Consider the following 17,179-nt stretch of genomic DNA (forward strand, 5'->3'; position numbering starts at 1 on the left):
GGGATTACCGGGGCAGCTTGAGTCGGAGGGTGAAGACGTAGGACACGCTCACCGCCCTGCCCTGGTACGTGACGGGGCGGTAGCGCCAGGTCTCCAGGGCATCCACCACGGTTTCATCCATGTGCGGCAGGCCCTTGAGGACGCGGCAGTTCTTCACCTCGCCCTCGGAGGTGATGACGCACTTGGCGATGAGCGTGCCCTCCACGCCGGCCGCGCGCGCCGCGGGTGTGTAGTCGATGGGCGTGACACGCACCTGCGTCGGCGGCGTCATGCCCTGGCCGAAGGGGAGCACCTCCGTGCCCGTGGGGCCCTGGCCCATTCCGCCCGTGAGGCCGGGGATGAGCGGCACGCCGATGGTGGTGCTGTTCGGGTCGCCGTTCGGGTCGCCCCCGACGACGCCATCGCCCGGGTCCGCCACCTCGTCGGTGCTGCTGGAGTCGGACGGAGTGGGCTCATCCACCGCGGGCGGCGCGTCCGCCGGCAGCGGCATCACCTGCTTGGGGACGCGGTCCTTGTTGCGCGGGCGGGGCTTCGGCGCGGCGGCCTGCTTGGGCGCGGCGGGCGCCGGCGTGCCCTTCGCCAGGTTGGGGCCCGCGCTGAGCTTGATGGTGTAGTCCTTGTCGGGCTCGGGCGGCAGCTCCGCCGGCCTCGCGGAGATGAAGAGCACCGCGGCGAACAGCGCGGCATGCACTCCGACGGACAGCCACATCCCCGTGCCAAGACGTCCTGCCCTCTGCCGCTCGATGACTGACTGGAACATGGTGAAGGCCTCCTCCCAGGACGGGCGCTCCCGGCATCCGTCCGTCCCCCACGAAACGGATGCCGGCGTGGGTGGATGGCTCTGGAGCGCCCTGACCACGCACCACTCAAACTACGCAGTCGACGCAAGGGATTGGCCGTGAGGAGTCCATCTCTTGGTCACGGTTTGGTCATGAGGAAAGGCCGCTTGCTTCCGGTGCGGCCGTGAGCCGGAAACAGCAACGCCCTCCTTCCCGGGAGAGGGGAGGAGGGCGTCGATGCCACCGGCGCGTGTCTGTCTTTGTTCCCTACCGAGGCAGCTTGAGGCGGACCGTGACGTTATAGGTGACGCTCACCGGACTCCCCTGGAACGTCACCGGGCGGTAGTGCCGCGTCTCGAGCGCTTCGAGCACGGCCTCGTCCATGTGGGGCATGCCCTTGAGGATGCGGCAGTCCCGCATCTCGCCCTCGCGGGTGATGACACACCGGGCGATGAGCGTGCCCTCCACTCCGGCCTGCAGCGCCCGCTGCGTGTACTCGATGGGCTCTCCGCGCAGCAGCACCGGCGGCGTCATGCCGTCACCGAAGGGGAGGTGCTCCTCGACGGGGGCCTGGTTCACGAGCTCCGTGGGGAGGTCCGTGGGCAGCGGGCCCGTGGGCAGGGTGCTCTCCGGGTCGCCCTCGGGGTGACCCTCCGGGTCGACGACCCGGCCCGTCACCGCTCGCTCCTCGGTGCCTTCCGAGGTGGGCGCGGGGTCGGGCTCGGGCGGGAGCGGAACCACCGGCAGGGGCTCGGGCTGGCGGGGCACGCGGTTCCGCGGGCGCGGCTTCGGACGCGGGGCCGTGGCCTGCGGTTGGGGTGCGGGCTCTGGCGTGCCCTTCCGCACGCTGGGGCCCTGCCGTTTGAAGGGGCGGTGGGGCAGGAGCTCGATTTCGGGCGGTGGTTCCGGCGGCCTCGTGGAGACGAAGAGCACCACGGCGAACAGCGCCGCGTGCACGCCGATGGACATCCACACGCCCGCGCCCAGCCGCCCCGCCCGTTGCCGCTCAGTGACTGACTTGAACATACGGAAGCCCTCCCGCACCGATGGGCGCTCCCGGTGGACCGCCGCTCAGGCGCGGGCGTGACACCGGCGTGGGCGGATGGCTCTGGAGCGCCCTGACCACGCAAGTGTCAACCTACGTGGCGGGAGTCGAGGCATGGCCGTGGGCCGGCCATCGCTTCATCATCGTTGTGTCACAGGCTCGAGACTTCCATGCGGTAGCCCACGCCGCGGATGGTGTGGATGGTGAAGCCGGAGGTGCTCGTCCATCCGAGCTTCTTCTTCAGGCTGGAGACGAAGTTGTCCACCGTGCGCGGGTCCACCACCACGTCCCGGCCCCACACCGCGTCGAGGATTTCGCCGCGCGGCAGCGCCCGGTCCTTGTGGCGCAGCAGGAAGGCCAGCAGGTCGAACTCGGTGCGCGTCAGCTCCACGTCCTGCCCGTCCGGCTTCGTCACCGCGCGCCGGCCCAAATCCAACGAGAAGCCACCGAAGGTCATGACTTGCGGCGGGGGCGTGCCGGCCCGGCGCACCAGCGCGCGCACGCGGGCGAGCAGCTCACGCAGCCGGTAGGGCTTGGTCAGGTAGTCCTGCGCGCCCGCCTCGAAGCCGCGGAGGATGTCGTCCTCCAGCGAGCGCGCGGTGAGCATCAGCACCATGCTCTTCACGCCCTGGCCGCGCAGCCGGCGGCAGAAGGAGTAGCCGTCCTCGCCCGGCAGCATCACGTCCAGGATGAGCAGATCGAACTCGCGCTCGCGCAGCATCGCCTCGGCGTCGCGGGCGGAGGGGGCCTCGGACACGACGTAGCCCTCGTCCTGCAGGTTGTCACGCAGGCCGATGCGGAGGTGGGCATCGTCCTCGACGATGAGGACGGAGGGGCGGGTGGTCGGGTTCGGAGTGGCGGTGGTCATCGGTACGGCTCGTGAAAGGTGAGAGCGAAGGTGGTGCCCTCCGGGCTGGAGGTGGCCACCTGGATGTCGCCTCCGTGCAGCTTCATGATCTTCCGGCAGAGCGCCAGTCCCAGGCCACTGCCGTGCACTTCCAGGCCGGGCGGTGTCAGCCGGTAGAAGTCCTGGAAGACGTTCTCCCATTCCTCCTCGGGCATGCCCATGCCGTTGTCGCTGAAGAGCACGGTGCAGCCATGGCCGGGGACCACCTGCGCGGAGACGGAGATGCGCACGGGGCTGCGCCGATTGTAGGCGCACGCGTTGCGGCCCAGGTTGGAGAAGAGCAGCCGCAGGAGGGACGGGTCCGCCAGCAGCTCCGCGTCACCCACGTCCGCCACCAGGTCCACCGGTACGGTGGTCGCGGTGGCCAGGTCGTCGCGCAGCGGGTTGACCAGCTCCTCCAGTCGCACGCGCGAGGCCCGCAGCTTCCAGCGGCCCTTGTCGATGCGGTTGAAGGACAGGATGTTCTCCACGAGGAAGTGCAGGCCGTCCGCCGCCTGGACGATGCGGGCCGGGTAGTCGCGCACCTCGGGCGCCTGCGCGAGCTTGCGCTCCAGCGTCTCGCCCAGCAGGCGGATGGAGGCCAGCGGCGTGCGCAGCTCGTGCGAGACGGTGGCCACGAAGTCGCTCTTCAGCTCCAGGAAGCGGTACTTGCGCTGCTGCGCCACCACGGACAGGACGAAGATGGCCAGGGCCAGCCCACCGCACACCAGCACCAGCACCGTCTTCAGGCCGTAGCGTGCCTCGATGTCCGCCTCCGCCCGCGCCCACTGCGGCATGTCCGCGCGCACCCGCAGCGTGCGCATGGGTTGCGCAAAGCGGTCGGGCTTGAGGCTCAGCGTGCCGTCCGAGTCGAGAAGCCGGCGCGCGCGCAGGTCATCCGCGATGGGGCGCAGCATCGCCGGCACGTTCACGGCGATGCCGTAGACGGCCTCCTCGTTGCGAGGCTCCACGTACCAACTCTCGCCCAGCAGGGTGGGCTCCACCAGCCCGTCCGGCATCACCAGCATGCCGGCGCCCACCTCCTCCGCGCGGTCCTTGAAGTCCTTGGTGGGCTCGCCCAGCGCGGTGCTCAGGCGGACAATGCGCTCATGGAGGAAGTCGAAGTCCGCCTGCGTGAAGCGCGAGCGCTCGCGCAGCAAGTCGCGCTGGAGGCCCGAGGCACGCGCGAAGCCGCCGAAGTCCTCCGGGAGTCCCTCACGCAACAGGGCCCGCACCAGCGGCTCCGTGGCGGGGCCGCGCTGCATGCGCTCGACCGCGAGCACCAGGAAGGGGAGCTCCTGCGCCGCGGGGAGCGGATTGGCGGCGTGGTAGCGCAGCAGGTCCTCCACCAGCCGGCTCGCGCCGCGCGTGTTCCGCGCCGCGAGCGCCGCCTCCACCGCGCGCAGCCTGGCAATGCGCTGCTCCCACTTCCCCGCGTGCGAGCCGTCCGCGAGGTGGCCTTCGAGGGCCTGGTACGCGTCGCGCGCGGGCGTGCGGTTGCCGGCGTTGGGGCGGGTGATGCGGGGGAGGAACTGGTAGCCGCGGAAGAGGAGGTAGAAGCCCTCGGCTGGAGCGAGCGGGTCTCCCACCGCCTCGTGCAGGAAGGGGATGTTCTCCTCGAGCTGCTTCGCGAGGCTCTGCCGAAGCGCCTCGGAGGCGGCGTGCTCCAGCGCCTCGCGGCGGGAGCGCACCTGGGCGTGAGCGTCCTCACGCTCCTGCGTGAAGATGCGCTGGAGGCTGTAGAGCCCCCAGCCGAGGGCCAGGAGGCCACAACCCAGGGCGATGAGGGTGGGAAGGAGCCGGCGCAGCATGCAGTGGGACGCCGACTATCGCACAGCCGGCGGCCCCCCGAGGCTTTTCGCGTGGGCCCGGAGGAGGAGGTGAGTGTCCTCGGAGGGCGGACGGCCGGACTTCCGGTCCACGGGCCGACAGCATGGCGCGGCGGGCCATGGCGCCAGGAAGCCCGAGGGAAAACCCTGGGGCAGGAGGTGCCCGCATGCGTGTCGAGTTCCCCCTGTCGCGTCCCTGGTCCGGTGGCCCTGTCGTGCTGTGGGGTGGGGCGCTCCCCGCCGGCAGCCTCAAGTACCTCACCTTTTCTCGCTACCTGGAGTCAGCGATGCCGGAGGGGGCGCGCGGGCTGGTGGAGCTCTCCGGCGCGGCCACCGCGCTGGCGCTGGATGCGCTGGGACAGGAGCGAGGGCTGCCGGTGGTGGCGCTGACGGACGCGGCGGGGACGGGCTACCTGCGCACCCACGGGTTCGGCGGCGAGGTGCGCACCGTGCGCGGACTGGCCGAGGCGTGGGAGCTGGCGCTGGGCTACGAGCGCGAGGGCTGGTGCTGGCCGAGGCAGCTCGCCAACGGGGAGCTGGTGGAGTGCGTGGCGGCGTGGGCCATGCGGCTGCGCGACATCGTGCGCGACGTGTTCCCCTCGGTGCGGACGGTGGTGTGCGGCTTCGGCACGGGCGCCACGGTGGTGGGGCTGCACCGGACCTTCACGGCGGCGGGCTACGAGGTGGTGGGCGTGCAGCCCGCGCCGGGTTGCGTGCTGCCCGGCTGGCGGCGCTGGATGGAGCAGAGCCTGGGGGAGACGGACCTCTTCTACCCGTACCGCGAGGAGGTGGCGCTGGAGACGGCGCGGGAGCGGGACTCAGATGGGCTGGGCGCGCTGCTGGCCTGGGCGCGCGAGGAGCCCCGGCCGGAGGAGGTGCTCATCATCTCCCACAACGCGCGGCCCCCGTGTGGTTGATGTGGGCTACGGCTGCTCGCCACCGGCGCGGAACCCGCCGCGCGGGCGGTCATTGCCCCACTCCTCGCGGCGCAGCTCGCGGTACTTCGCCTGCTGCTCCTCGTTGAGGAGCGAGCTCATCTCCTGGTCCGTCTGCTGGCGCTCGGCGCGCAGCTCCTGGCGGATGTCGCGCGGGTTCTTCGTGCCGGCCTGCACCTCGGCCATGAGCGCCTGGCGCTTCGCGTCCTCGGCCTGCATGCGGCGGGTGAGGGCCTGCTCCTGGTTGTAGTTGAGCCCGGCCTCGGTGGCGAACTTGCGCAGGCGCTCCGCGCGCTGCGTCTGGGCCTGGGCCTGGGCCTGCGCCCACTCCTGCTGGCGGGCCTCGCGCTGCTCGGTGCGCATCTCGTCCTGCACGGCGCGCACGGCGTCCTTGAGGTAGGAGCGCCCGCCCTCGGAGTTGAGCGCCTCGCCCGCCACCATGCCGCGCACCTCCGCGCGGAGTTGCTCGATTTCGGCCGTGAGCGCGGCGGGGGCGGCCACCACGCCGCCATCCGCGGAGACGACGGGACGCTGCTCCAGCGCCATCAGCCGCCGAGACAGGCCGAGCGAGGTGTCCTCCAGCGCGCGGATGCGCCGCTCCAGGTCATCCATGTCCGCGGAGGTCACATCGGACAGGGCCTCCTGCGCGGCGGGGGCGGGAGCGGCGGGCTCACCCCGACCCATGAGGGACACAGCGAGCGCCGCGGAGGCCAGGACGAGGGACGCGATGCCGAGGAGCTTGTTCATGTCTTCTCCGACGTGGGAGGGCGGTCCGTATTCCATACCTCGCCCGCGCGTCCGGCTCCACGCACGGCTCATGTAGGCGGGCCTGGTGACGGAGTACGACGGACCGTCCAGGTCCGCGGGGCACTCTGCTGGTGCCGAGCCTCATGGCGCGGTCATCACACATCGGCATCACGAGGGGATGTGTGGTGCCGGGCGTCTCCACGGACGTGGCGCTCGGAGCGCTCGTTCGACAGCACCAGAGACGGGCAAAATCATCCGATGCCCAACGAGTACCGGTTCCGTGTGGATGGTCACATCCCTGTCCTCAAGGTGCACTACGAGCCCAGGCCCGGCCCTGCCGTCGTCGTGCTGCACGGGCTGTTCTCGAATGCCGACGCGCAGCGCTGGGAACTGGATGCGCTCGCGCAGTGGGGCATGGCCGCTGTCGGCGTGGACGCCCCGCACCATGGCGCCCGGCGCGACGGCTGGCTCGACGGGATGCCCTCGCTCGGCCCCACGGACTACCACGCGCGTCTGCTCTACTTCATCCGCGAGGCCGTCCCCGAGGTCTCACGGGTCATCGACCATGTGGCGGGGGAGGGGCACTGGCCCATCGGGCTCGCGGGCGTGTCGTTCGGCGCGTACACGGCGCTGGCCGTGGCGGCCCAGGACTCCCGCGTCCAGGCGACGGTGTCCATTCTCGGCTCGCCGGATTGGACGCCCCGGGATGGCTACGTCACCGACGAGCTGCGCTGGCTGATGCAGGACGCGCCCGTCCACCGTCCCTGGGACTGCGCGCGCCACCCGCTCCTCCTGCTGAACGCGGGGAGGGATCAGCTCGTCCCCGCGCATCAGGCCCGGGACTTCGCGCACCGGCTCTGGAGGGAGCTCCCCTGGCTGGGCTCGCACGTCGGGCACTACGAGTACCCGGAGTCGGACCACTACATGCGAGCGGAGGACTGGAACGACGCCTGGGGCCGGGCGTTCGGCTTCCTGCGGCGCAGCCTCTATCGGGAGTGACGCCAGGCAGGGCCTCTCGGTGAAGCGCCCCGCCAGGTGATGCCGGGTCGTGGGGCGGCCAGCAATGACGTCGTCGTGGACCTCACGCGCGGTGATGCGCGGCGGCACGCGGCCCGCGCAGGGCCGCACTCCTCGCCGCTGAGCCAGACAGGGCTACGAGTCACGATGCCGCGCTCGGGACTTCCGGGCGCGGCATCGACGTGTCTGAAGACGCTCAGCCAATCTTGAACGCGTCCAGCTCCGGCACCTTCTCCAGCAGCAGCGGCGCGGAGTGGAGGTACGCGGTGCTGCGGCGCTTCTGGTCGATGTCGTCGTAGACGCGCTGCACCTGCGTGGGCGTCAGGCCCATCACCTGCGCGGCCTCGTCCGTGGACACGCCGTGATTCTTCGCCCACATGAGCAGGTCCAGCTGCGAGTAGTGCACGGAGAAGTAGAAGTCCTCCTGCGACTGCGGAAGGCTGAACGTGTCCGTGGTGGGCTCGCCGCTGGTGATTTCGTCGATGACGCCCAGGTGCTTCGCGAGCTTGTACACCTGCGTCTTGTAGAGGCCGGCGATGGGCTTCACGTCCGCCGCGCCGTCACCGAGCTTCACGAAGAAGCCCTGGTCGTACTCGAGGCGGTTCGGCGTACCGGCCACGGCGAAGTTGAGCCGGTCCGCGTGGAAGTAGTCCATCATCTTCCGGGTGCGCTGCTTGAAGTTCGTCGCGGCGACAATCTGCGTGTACGCCTGCGGCGAGAGGCGGAAGCGGCGCTCCTCGCCATTCACCTGCACCACCACGTAGAAGAAGTTCACCGCGTCCGTGTTGAGCCGGTCGCCGTGCATGACAATCTTCCACTTCATGTCCGGGGTGAACTCGGGGAACACCGAGCGCACTGCCTCGTCGCGCTGCTTGTAGCAGCCGGCCGCCTCGAGAATCGGGGCGATGTCGTGGAGCTGGTACTTGATGCCCAGCTTCTCGCAGAGCTTGCGGCCCAGCTGCGAGCTCCACCCGCTGGAGTCCTTCTCCGGCAGGAGGATGCCGAACACCCGGTCCGGCCCCAGCGCGCGCACGGCCAGCGCGGACACGCAGGCGGAGTCGATGCCACCGGAGATGGCCACCACCAGCCCGCGCTTCTTCAGCTTCTTCAGCACCGCTTCGCGGAGTCCCTCGGACAGCTCGGCCGCCTTGGCCTCCCAGTCCAGCTCCAGCACCTGCTTCGAGAACTTCATCGTGTCCACCCCTCTGTGGAATCCGTTACTTGGAACCGACTGACGAATAACGCGTGCGCAACTCCGCCTTGAGCACCTTGCCGGCGGGCCCGCGCGGCAGCGCCTCCGCGAACACCACGTGCTTGGGCACCTTGTGCACCGGCAGCGACTCGCGGCAGAAGCGCCGCAGGTCGTCTTCCTTCACCTCGGCGCCCGCGTGCGGCACCACCACCGCGCAGGCCGCCTCGCCGCCCAGCGCGTCCGGCACGCCCACCACCGCGACTTCATTCACGGCAGGGTGACGCGCGAGGTGATGCTCGATTTCCGCCGGGCTCACCCGGTGGCCATTCACCTTGAGGATTTCCTTCGCGCGGCCCACCAGGAAGAAGAAGCCGTCCGCGTCGCGCCACGCGAGGTCGCCCGTCCACAGCCAGCCGTCCTTCAGCACGGCGGCCGTCTCCTCGGGCGCGTTCAGGTAGCCCGGCGTGACGTTGGCGCCCCTGGCCACCAGGTGGCCCGTCTCGCCCACGGGCAGCGGCGTGCCGTCCTCGCCGACGACGCCGAGCTCCACGCCGGGGATGCCCATGCCGATGGAGCCCACCTTCTCCTTCGCGTACTTCGGCGGCAGGTAGCTCAGCCGCGCGGTGGCCTCCGTCTGGCCGTACATGACGTACAGCTCGGCCGGGTGGAAGGACTCGCGCGTCCACTGGATGGTGTCCGGCGCCATGCCTCCGCCCGCCTGGGTGAGGTAGCGCAGCTTCAGCTTGGACAGCGTCTCCGGGCTGGCCTGCCGCTTCAGCAGCTCGAAGGTGAGCGGCACGCCCGCGAAGCCGGTGCTGCCCTCGGCGGCCATGGCCTCCAGCACCACCTGCGGGTACATGAAGCGCGGGTCCAGGAACACCGAGCCACCCGCGAGCAGGTGCGTCTGCAGGACGCTCTTCCCGTAGCAGTAGTGCAGCGGGAGGATGAGGTGCGCGCGGTCCTTCGGCGTCAGGTTCAGGTACTCGACGATGGAGCGCGTGTTGGCGGCGATGTTGCCGAACGTCTGGATGACGCCGCGAGGCGTGCCCGTGCTGCCGGACGTGTAGACGATGGCCGCGTGCGCGTCCGGCGGCGTGGCGGGCAGCGCGTCCAGGGGCGGGGACTTCGCCTCCGAATCCAACGCGCCGTCCTCCTGCACCCACGTGCACGTGGCTGGCGCGAGCACCTGGAGCATGCGCTCCGGCGGGCGCGCGGAGTGCGCTACGAAGAAGTGCGTGAGGCCCGGCTTGCCGGCCCACTTGCGCGCGTCCTGGCCGAAGAGGAAGGCGTGCCGCGCGCCCGTCTGCGCGAGGATGGCGTCCAGCGAGGCCGCGCCGGACTCACGGTCCAGCTCCACCGCGCACGCGCCGAGCGCCTGCACCGCGAGGCCCGCGACGACGGCCGCGGAGCCGAGGGGCAGGGCGATGAGCACCTTGTCGCCGGGCCGCACGCCCGAGGCCTGGAGGTGGCCGGCCACCGCCAGCATCCGCTCCGCCAGTTGACGGTACGTGAGCCGCACCCACGGCGAGTCCACCGCGGGAGCGTCCGGCGTGCGCTCTGCGTGACCGAGCACCCAGGCAGGGGATGAGGCCATCGCGCTCATGCCGCCTCCAACACCACCGCGTCCACATCCGCCTGGGGCGGAGGCCGGGGCGGGAGGAAGTGGTGCGCCAGCAGTTGCGTGGACGCCATGGCGAACAGGGCCATTGTGTCCGCCTCGCTCTCCGCCGCGTTGGGCGCGCGCAGCTTGGCCACCAGCCGCTCCGCCTTCTTCGCGTCGAAGACGCCCACCTTCGCCACCGCCTCGGGCGACAGCAGCTCGCGGGCCCAGGCCGGCGCGTCGGGCCCCACCAGCGCTCCGGCAATGGGCGCGCGGTAGGGGAACTTGCTGCGCTCCAGGATGGACGCGGGCACCTTGCCTCGCGCGAAGCGCTTGAGGACGTGCTTCTCGTCCAGGCCCTTCAGGCGCACCCGCTCCGGCACGCGCGCGGCGAACTCCATCACCGCCGTGTCCAGGAAAGGGAAGCGCCCCTCCACCGCGTTGCCCAGCAGCATGCGGTCGCCCTGCGCGGACAGCAGGTACCCGGACAGCAGCGTCTTCGCCTCCAGGTACTGCGCGCGCGCCAGCGGCCGCCACCGCGCCACATGCTCCGGCACCGACTGGAGCACCGACGCCACCGGGTCCTCGTCCGCCACGCGCGCGGCGAAGTCCGCCGAGAGGAAGCGCGTAATCCGGCCGCTGTTGGACCAGCGCACGAGGTGCGAGAAGCCCAGGCTCCCCGGGTCCTCCAGCCCCATGCCGAAGAACTCGCGCAGCAGCTCCACGTTCTGCTGGCTCACGGACAGCGTGGGGTACAGCTTGCGCAGCAGCAGCGGGCGGTACTTCGACTCCGGGCGCCGCGCCCAGAACTGGCGGACCTTCGTCTCCTTGAAGAGGTCGTACCCGAGGAACATCTCATCCGAGCCCTCACCGGTGAGGACCACCCGGATGCCGTTCTCCCGCACCCACTCGCTCAGGCGCAGGAAGGGCGCCGGCGCGGAGCGCATCATCGCCTGCTCGGCGTGGAAGATGACGCCCGGCACCAGCGTGCCGATGTCCCCGTCCTTCATCTCCACCACGCGGTGCTGCGTGCGCAGTTCCTCCGCGACGGTGGCCTGGTGCTGGCGCTCGTCGAAGCGCGCGTGCGCGAAGCCCACGGAGAACGTGCGCAGCGTGCCGCCGAGCTGCCCCTGCGCCAGCGCGCACAGGAGGCTGGAGTCCAACCCGCCCGACAGGTACGCCGCCACCGGCACGTCCGCGCGCAGGCGCAGCCGCACCGCGCGCTCCAGCACCTCGCCCAATTCCTCCAGCAGCTTCGGCTCGTTGGCGGGCTCCGGCGTGACGCCGAAGTCGAAGTCCCAGTACCGGAAGGTTTCCAGCTTCCCGTCGCGGAAGCGCGCCGAGTGCGCGGGCGGCAGGAGGCTGACGCCCTCGAACGAGGTGCGCGGCGCCACCGGGGACCAGAGCGCGAAGGTCTGCTTGAGGCCCCGCGCGTCCAGCGTCGGCGTCACCAGCCCGCCCGCGAAGAGCACCTTCGCCTCGGAGCCGAACGCGAGCTGCCCGCCCGGCAGCTCCGAGTAATACAGCGGGCAGATGCCCACCCTGTCCCGCGAGAGCCAGAGCGTCTTGTCGCGCGGGTCCCACAGGGCGAAGGCCCACTGCCCCTCGAAGCGGCGCACGCAGTCGATGCCCCACGTGAGGAACGCGGCGAGGATGACCTCGGTGTCCGAGCGCGTGCGGAACGCGTAGTGCGCCGAGAGCTGCTCGCGCAGCTCGACGTAGTTGAAGATTTCACCGTTGAAGACGACGGTGAGTCCCGTCCGGGCGTCCCGCATGGGCTGGTGGCCGCCCTCCAGGTCGACGATGGAGAGCCGCGTGTGGCCCAGGCCCACTCCGTCCAGCACCAGCGCCCGCTGTGCGTCCGGGCCCCGGTGCTTGATGCTGGCGGTCATCCTGCGCAGCCGCTCGGCGGCCTCCTGCCGCGCGGCTGCTCCGGCACTCCCGCCCGCCGGAAAGGTGAATCCCGCGATGCCACACATGGCCGTCCCCCCTTCTGCTCAGCTCGCCTGAGACAGGCGCTGCGCCTGCTTCTTCTCGACGAAGGCCACCACGCGCGACAGCGAGTCCAGGTTCTCCGGCACCAGCTCGCGGTCCTCCAGCTTCAGGCCGAAGTCCGACTCGAGGAAGGCCACCAGCTCCATCATGCCCGTGGAGTCGATGAGGCCCTTGCGGAGGAACGAGTCGTCGTCGGCGAACTCGTCCACGAAGAAGGTGTCGACGATGAATCCGCGGATGCGCTCACGAGTGCTCATGTTTATCAGTCCTGTCTGGGATGGGTTGTGAATGGAAGTGCAAGGCTCCAGGGCGGGCAGGCCGCCCCGGCGGTGAAGCGAAGTGGAAAGGCTTTCAGGAGCCCGACGACTCGCGGGCGACCAGCTCCAGGCTCATGTTGCGGGCGGGGTTGCCCATGGCGAGCGAGTCCGGTGGCACGTCCTGCGTGACGATGCTGCCGGCGGAGACCACCGAGCGCGCCCCCACGCGCACTCCCGGCATGATGATGGCGCCATGGGCCACCCAGACATCGTCCTCGATGACGATGGGCGCGGTGCGGTGCCCGTCGCGGTCTCCCACGCGCACGAACGAGGCGAACATGCACCGGTCGCCGATGGTGACGGACTCCCAGGCCTCCAGGGAGACGCCGTAGTTGAACTGCCCGTCCGCGCCGATGCGCAGCCGCGCGCCCGGGTGGCACACCAGCGAGCTGGGCATCATGCCGCCCACGAAGGTGAGCCTGTCACCGAGGCAGATGGTGCCCTCGTTCTTGACGGACATGGGGCCGTACGCGGCCACGTTGCGGCCCACGGACTGGACGGAGCGGAACAGCCAGCGCGCGCGGGCCAGCGCGACCGCGCGCACGGCCCGGGGCTCCACGGTGTCGCGCAGCCCCTGGAGCTGCGTCACCCAGTTGGACAGCGGCAGGGCGGACAGTCTCGAAATCATCCGGCCACCTCGCGGCGAAGCACCCGGGGCGGCGAGCCACCCACCGTCACACGGGGAGGAATGCGGCGGGAAATCACGGTGCCCGGCGCCACGGTGGCGCCCTCCTGCACGTGCGCGCCGGGAAGGAGGATGGCGCGGCTGCCCACCGTCACCCCGCGCTCGATGACGAGCGGGACGGAGGGCGGGCGCTCGTGGCGGTTGCCGCGCAGCGGGTGGTGCTGGTTGTCCATCACCTTGCAGAAGGCGCCCAGCCGCGCGCCTGCGCCCACGGTGATGGACTGGAGCGCCTCCAGCGAGGCGCCCCCTTCGATGGTGACGTCGTCGCCGAGGACGATGCTGCCGCCCTGCATGGCGTGCAGCTCGATGGGCGCCGTCCGCCCGTCCAACACCACGCGGTGGCCCAGGCGCACCTCGCCGGTGCCGTGAATCCACACGCGGCCGAGCACCGTGGGGGAGTCTCCCACCACGCGACAGCGTCGCAGCTTCAGGCGCGAGCGGAGCGTGTCCAGCCCGCGCGTCAGAGGTGAGGGAAGCGGGCTCATGTCACGGTGCGGCCTGGACGGCCGGGATGGGAGGCTGCACGGCCGGGGCCGGCAGGTTGGACAGGAAGGCGAGGAACTCCTTCGCCATGCGGGCCTGCCCCGCGGCGTTGAGGTGGCCGCCGTCATCCGAGTACGCCGGCACCATCGCCGGCCACGTCTGCCCGTTCAGCTCGTACGTCTCCGGCGTGCCCTCGGCCGTGGTGGACTCGAGCTTCGCCAAATCAAACAGCGGCTCCTTGCCGCCGTACGTCTGGCGCAGGAGCTGGTTGAAGTTCTCGCGCTGCACGTTCTCCTTGATGCCCCACACCGACTTGCCGAGCAGCTCCTTCAGCCACGCCTTGGCGCCGCGCTGCACGGTGGTGAGCGGCACGGTGACGTGCACGAAGGTGGTGTGGGGGTGACGCGCCTTCAGGCCTTCCATGGTGGCGCGGTACTTCGCGAAGAGGGCGCGGGTGTCGGTCGCGCCGTCGAAGTCGATGTAGCAGAACTTGAAGAAGGCCACGTCCGCCCCCTTCGCGAGGCCCGCATCCATCAGACGCTCGAAGTCCACAATCTTGGATTCTGGTTTCGTATTTTCGCCCACCATGGCGTGGGCGATGGTGCCGGGAGCCACCGGCTGCGACGGGTCCTTCACTTCCACGACACGCGGAGCGGACGGCACCTGCTGGACGCCGTCGAGGATGTTGCCGCCCACGGATTGGTGTCCGAAGAAGATGCGCTTCTGCGCCAGCTTTTCCATTGCCACCCCCGCTTCGGAGCCCGGAGGCGTCGCGGCGCTCGCCACGCCGTGCAACGCCATGAGCATGACGGCAGACAGCACCGCGGTGCTCATCCGCACAAGAAAGGTCCAGTCGAAGTGCATGCGGACTCTTAAACCCGACGCTTGGCAAGCGTCAAAGGGCCAACGGTCCAGGATGCGCGTCTGGCTTTCTTGGGGCTTGGAATGACTGGAGTGCCGTTGGACCCGCCCCCCTGGCTGGCCGGGCGGCGAGCATGCCGTCCCCAGGGCATTGACACGGGCCGCGCGGGTTCCGGTCCTACTCCGAGCGCAGGGAGATGGCCGGCGACACGCGGCTGGCACGCAGCGCCGGCAGCCAGCTCGCGAGCAGCGCCACCGCGGCCAGGGCCACGGCCACGCCCGCGAAGATGGTGGGCTCGCTGGCGTCCACGCCGTAGAGCAGCGAGGCCAGCAGCCGCGTGCAGCCGAAGGCGGCGAGCAGGCCCACGCCCACGCCCATCAGCGTCAGCCGCAGGCCCTGGCTCAACACCAGCCGCAGCACCTGCCGGGGGTGTGCGCCCAGCGCCAGGCGGATGCCCAGCTCGCGCGTGCGCTGCCCCACGCTGTAGGCCATGACGCCGTAGACGCCCACGCCGGCCAGCACCACCGCGAGGAGCGCGAAGGCGGCCAGGAGCCGCGCCGTCGCCGTGGGGCGCAAGAGCTGGCGGTCCACCCGGTCCGAGAAGGGCGCGAGGTCATAGACGGGCTGCTCCGCGTCCACCGCCTTCACCTCCTGGCGCACGGCCGTCACCAGCGGGGCCGCCGCGCCCTGCGAGCGCAAAAGCAGCGTCACGGAGGGGACGGGCACCTGCGCCAGGGGCAGGTAGATTTCCGGCCGGGCGGGGACGGTGAGCCGGTCCGCCCGGACGTCCGCGACGACGCCGACGATGTCGTGGAACGCCGTGTCCCCGTACCAGTCGAGCTTCACCCGCCGGCCCAGGGGCTCGCCCGTGCCGAGGTAGGCCCGGACGAAGGCCTCGTTGACGATGGCCACGGGCGCGCCCTTGTCCCCGTCCTGCGGGCCGAAGGCGCGGCCCTGCCGCACGGCGATGCGCAGGGTGCGGAAGTAGTCCGGGCTGGCCACCCGGTACTCGGCGAGGAAGCGCTCCCCGGGCTGCGGCGCGCTGCCCTCCAGGACGAAGTCCCCGTTGGTGTTGCTGCCACCCAGCGGGGCGTCGTTGATGAGGCCCGCGGCCTCCACGCCCGGCAGCGTCGCCAGCCGGCCCAGCAGCTCCTGGTAGAAGGCGGCCCGGCGCGGCGCGTCCGTGTACTTCGTGGCGGGCAGCGACAGCCGCGCGGAGTGCACGCCGTTCAGGTCGAAGCCCAGGTCCACGGCCATCACGTTCTGCAGCGTGCGCACCATGAGGCCGGTGCCCACCAGCAGCACCAGCGCCAGCGCGAGCTGCACCATGACGAGCGCGTTGCGCAGCGGGTGGTTGGAGCGCGCGCCCGCCGCGCTGCTGGACTGCTTGAGCAGCGGCAGCACGTCCATGCCCGAGGTGTGAAGCGCGGGCGCCAGCCCGAAGAGCAGCCCCGCGCCCACGGACAGCGCCACGCTGAAGGCCATGGCCGGGCCGCTCAGCTCCACCGGCGTCATCCGCAGCATGTTGGCGGGCAGGAGGGTGCGCACCAGCTCCATGCCCCACAGCACCAGGAGGAGGCCCAGCGCTCCGCCGAAGACGGCGAGCAGCACGCTCTCCGCCAGCGCCTGCTGCATGCGCCGGCTCCGGCTGGCCCCCAGCGCCGCGCGGATGGCGCCGTCGCGCTGCCGCGCCAGCGCCCGCACCAGCATGAGGTTGGCCACGTTGGCGCAGGCGATGAGCAGCACGAAGGCCACCGCCGCCCACAGCGTCCACAGAATGGGGCGCACGTTGCCGGTGAGGTGCTCCTGGAAGGTGAACAGCGTCACCTCGTGTGGTGGCTCGCCGGGGTCCCCGGTGTCGAGCAGCGTGGCCACGCGCGCCAGGTCCGTCCGCGCCGCCTCCACCGAGGTGCCCGGGGCCAGGCGGCCGAGCACGCTCAGGTAGTGGCTGCCCTTGGCCTGCGGGTCCAGCCAGTGGGGGACCCAGACCTCCGCCTCGTTGCCGAACTCGGGGAAGGTGAAGTCCTCCGGGAGCACGCCCACCACGGTATGGCTCCGGCCGTCCAGCACCACCGTGCGGCCCACGGCGTCCGCGCCGCCGAGCGCGCGCTTCGCGAAGCCGTGGCTCACCACCACCGTGGATGCCGGCTGCCCGGCCTGGGCGTCCTCATCGGTGAAGTCGCGGCCCTGCGTGGGCAGCACGCCCAGTGTGGAGAAGAAGTTGGTCGTCACCAGGCCCGCGCGGACGCGCTCCGGCGACTCCACCCCGGTGCGATTCAAGTCACGCATCCCGAAGCCCGCGAGCTTCGCGAAGCCCTTGCCGTTCTCCCGCCAGCCGAGCAGCTCCGGCGCCGAGACGGACGCCTGGTCCAGGTTGCCCCGCTGCTTGCACCAGACTCGCACCAGCTCCGCCGGATTCGGGAAGGGCAGGGGCCGCAGCAGCATGGCGTGGATGGCGCTGAAGAGGACGGTGTTCGCACCAATGGCCAGCGCGAGGGTGATGCCGGCGGCCAGCGTGAAGCCCGGGGTGCGCTTCAGGGTGCGCAGCGCGTAGCGGAAATCCTGGCGGAGGGAATCCATGGGCACGTCCCAAGAGCGAAGGACATGCCAGCGCCAGGTCCCCGGCTTTACGAGGGAAGGCCGCCAGGCAACCCGGACGGGATGCACGGATGCGGGAAGTCGTGTCCCGGAAACGGACACCGCGTGCCGCGACGGGCCGGGGCCGCGGCCACGTCACGAGCTCGATGTGCCGGCAGGACGGGCCGGGGCCGCGGCCACGTCACCATCTGGCGCCCCGGGCACACCTC

Annotated in this window: 15 protein-coding genes; 2 read left to right on the plus strand and 13 right to left on the minus strand. The window is 71.1% G+C overall.

The window, feature by feature from the left end; all coding sequences use genetic code 11:
• Positions 1–4 precede the first annotated feature (4 nt).
• The 4 genes from ACVTJA_RS17975 to ACVTJA_RS17990 all read right to left on the minus strand — a co-directional run bounded on the left by ACVTJA_RS17975 (position 5) and on the right by ACVTJA_RS17990 (position 4,521).
• The gene (locus ACVTJA_RS17975; RefSeq protein WP_465837672.1) at positions 5–760 is read right to left on the minus strand and encodes an energy transducer TonB; all 756 of its coding nucleotides are present in this window, start codon (positions 758–760) and stop codon (positions 5–7) included.
• A 286-nt stretch (positions 761–1,046) separates the two neighbouring features.
• On the minus strand, positions 1,047–1,805 hold the full coding sequence (locus ACVTJA_RS17980) for an energy transducer TonB (protein WP_465837673.1): 759 nt from the start codon (positions 1,803–1,805) through the stop codon (positions 1,047–1,049).
• Between the two features lie 170 nt (positions 1,806–1,975).
• The gene (locus ACVTJA_RS17985; RefSeq protein WP_465837675.1) at positions 1,976–2,692 is read right to left on the minus strand and encodes a response regulator transcription factor; all 717 of its coding nucleotides are present in this window, start codon (positions 2,690–2,692) and stop codon (positions 1,976–1,978) included.
• On the minus strand, positions 2,689–4,521 hold the full coding sequence (locus ACVTJA_RS17990; RefSeq protein WP_465837677.1) for a sensor histidine kinase: 1,833 nt from the start codon (positions 4,519–4,521) through the stop codon (positions 2,689–2,691). The genes ACVTJA_RS17985 and ACVTJA_RS17990 overlap by 4 nt, the downstream gene beginning before the upstream one ends.
• A gap of 185 nt (positions 4,522–4,706) precedes the next feature.
• On the opposite strand from ACVTJA_RS17990, the gene ACVTJA_RS17995 reads away from it, so the two are divergent.
• The gene (locus ACVTJA_RS17995; protein ID WP_465837678.1) at positions 4,707–5,456 is read left to right on the plus strand and encodes a pyridoxal-phosphate dependent enzyme; all 750 of its coding nucleotides are present in this window, start codon (positions 4,707–4,709) and stop codon (positions 5,454–5,456) included.
• Positions 5,457–5,462: 6 nt separating this feature from the next.
• Here ACVTJA_RS17995 and ACVTJA_RS18000 read toward each other — a convergent pair whose 3' ends face one another.
• The gene (locus ACVTJA_RS18000) at positions 5,463–6,221 is read right to left on the minus strand and encodes a hypothetical protein (protein WP_465837679.1); all 759 of its coding nucleotides are present in this window, start codon (positions 6,219–6,221) and stop codon (positions 5,463–5,465) included.
• Between the two features lie 282 nt (positions 6,222–6,503).
• On the opposite strand from ACVTJA_RS18000, the gene ACVTJA_RS18005 reads away from it, so the two are divergent.
• Positions 6,504–7,220: a dienelactone hydrolase family protein gene (locus ACVTJA_RS18005; RefSeq protein WP_465837680.1), complete on the plus strand. Its 717-nt coding sequence runs from the start codon at positions 6,504–6,506 to the stop codon at positions 7,218–7,220.
• A 214-nt stretch (positions 7,221–7,434) separates the two neighbouring features.
• Here ACVTJA_RS18005 and nadE read toward each other — a convergent pair whose 3' ends face one another.
• The 8 genes from nadE to ACVTJA_RS18045 all read right to left on the minus strand — a co-directional run bounded on the left by nadE (position 7,435) and on the right by ACVTJA_RS18045 (position 16,952).
• Positions 7,435–8,430, minus strand: a complete 996-nt coding sequence (nadE, locus tag ACVTJA_RS18010; RefSeq protein WP_465837682.1) for an NAD(+) synthase — start codon at positions 8,428–8,430, stop codon at positions 7,435–7,437.
• A 25-nt stretch (positions 8,431–8,455) separates the two neighbouring features.
• Positions 8,456–10,033: a class I adenylate-forming enzyme family protein gene (locus tag ACVTJA_RS18015; RefSeq protein ID WP_465837684.1), complete on the minus strand. Its 1,578-nt coding sequence runs from the start codon at positions 10,031–10,033 to the stop codon at positions 8,456–8,458.
• Positions 10,030–12,009 (minus strand): asparagine synthase (glutamine-hydrolyzing), encoded by a 1,980-nt coding sequence (gene asnB / locus ACVTJA_RS18020; protein ID WP_465837685.1) that lies wholly within the window; start codon positions 12,007–12,009, stop codon positions 10,030–10,032. Before asnB ends, ACVTJA_RS18015 begins: the two co-directional genes overlap by 4 nt.
• A gap of 18 nt (positions 12,010–12,027) precedes the next feature.
• The gene (locus ACVTJA_RS18025) at positions 12,028–12,282 is read right to left on the minus strand and encodes an acyl carrier protein (protein ID WP_465837686.1); all 255 of its coding nucleotides are present in this window, start codon (positions 12,280–12,282) and stop codon (positions 12,028–12,030) included.
• Between the two features lie 94 nt (positions 12,283–12,376).
• A complete protein-coding gene (locus ACVTJA_RS18030; protein ID WP_465837688.1) occupies positions 12,377–12,970 on the minus strand; it encodes an acyltransferase in 594 nt (197 codons plus the stop codon).
• Positions 12,967–13,512 carry an acyltransferase gene (locus tag ACVTJA_RS18035; RefSeq protein WP_465837690.1) on the minus strand — a complete coding sequence of 182 codons (546 nt, stop codon included), beginning with the start codon at positions 13,510–13,512 and terminating at the stop codon, positions 12,967–12,969. The genes ACVTJA_RS18030 and ACVTJA_RS18035 overlap by 4 nt, the downstream gene beginning before the upstream one ends.
• Before the next feature lies 1 nt (position 13,513).
• Entirely contained in the window at positions 13,514–14,374 is an 861-nt protein-coding gene (locus ACVTJA_RS18040; protein WP_465837692.1) for a hypothetical protein, read from the minus strand.
• A gap of 175 nt (positions 14,375–14,549) precedes the next feature.
• The gene (locus tag ACVTJA_RS18045; protein WP_465837694.1) at positions 14,550–16,952 is read right to left on the minus strand and encodes an ABC transporter permease; all 2,403 of its coding nucleotides are present in this window, start codon (positions 16,950–16,952) and stop codon (positions 14,550–14,552) included.
• Positions 16,953–17,179 lie beyond the last annotated feature (227 nt).

This window comes from Pyxidicoccus sp. M6 (genome assembly GCF_055568925.1).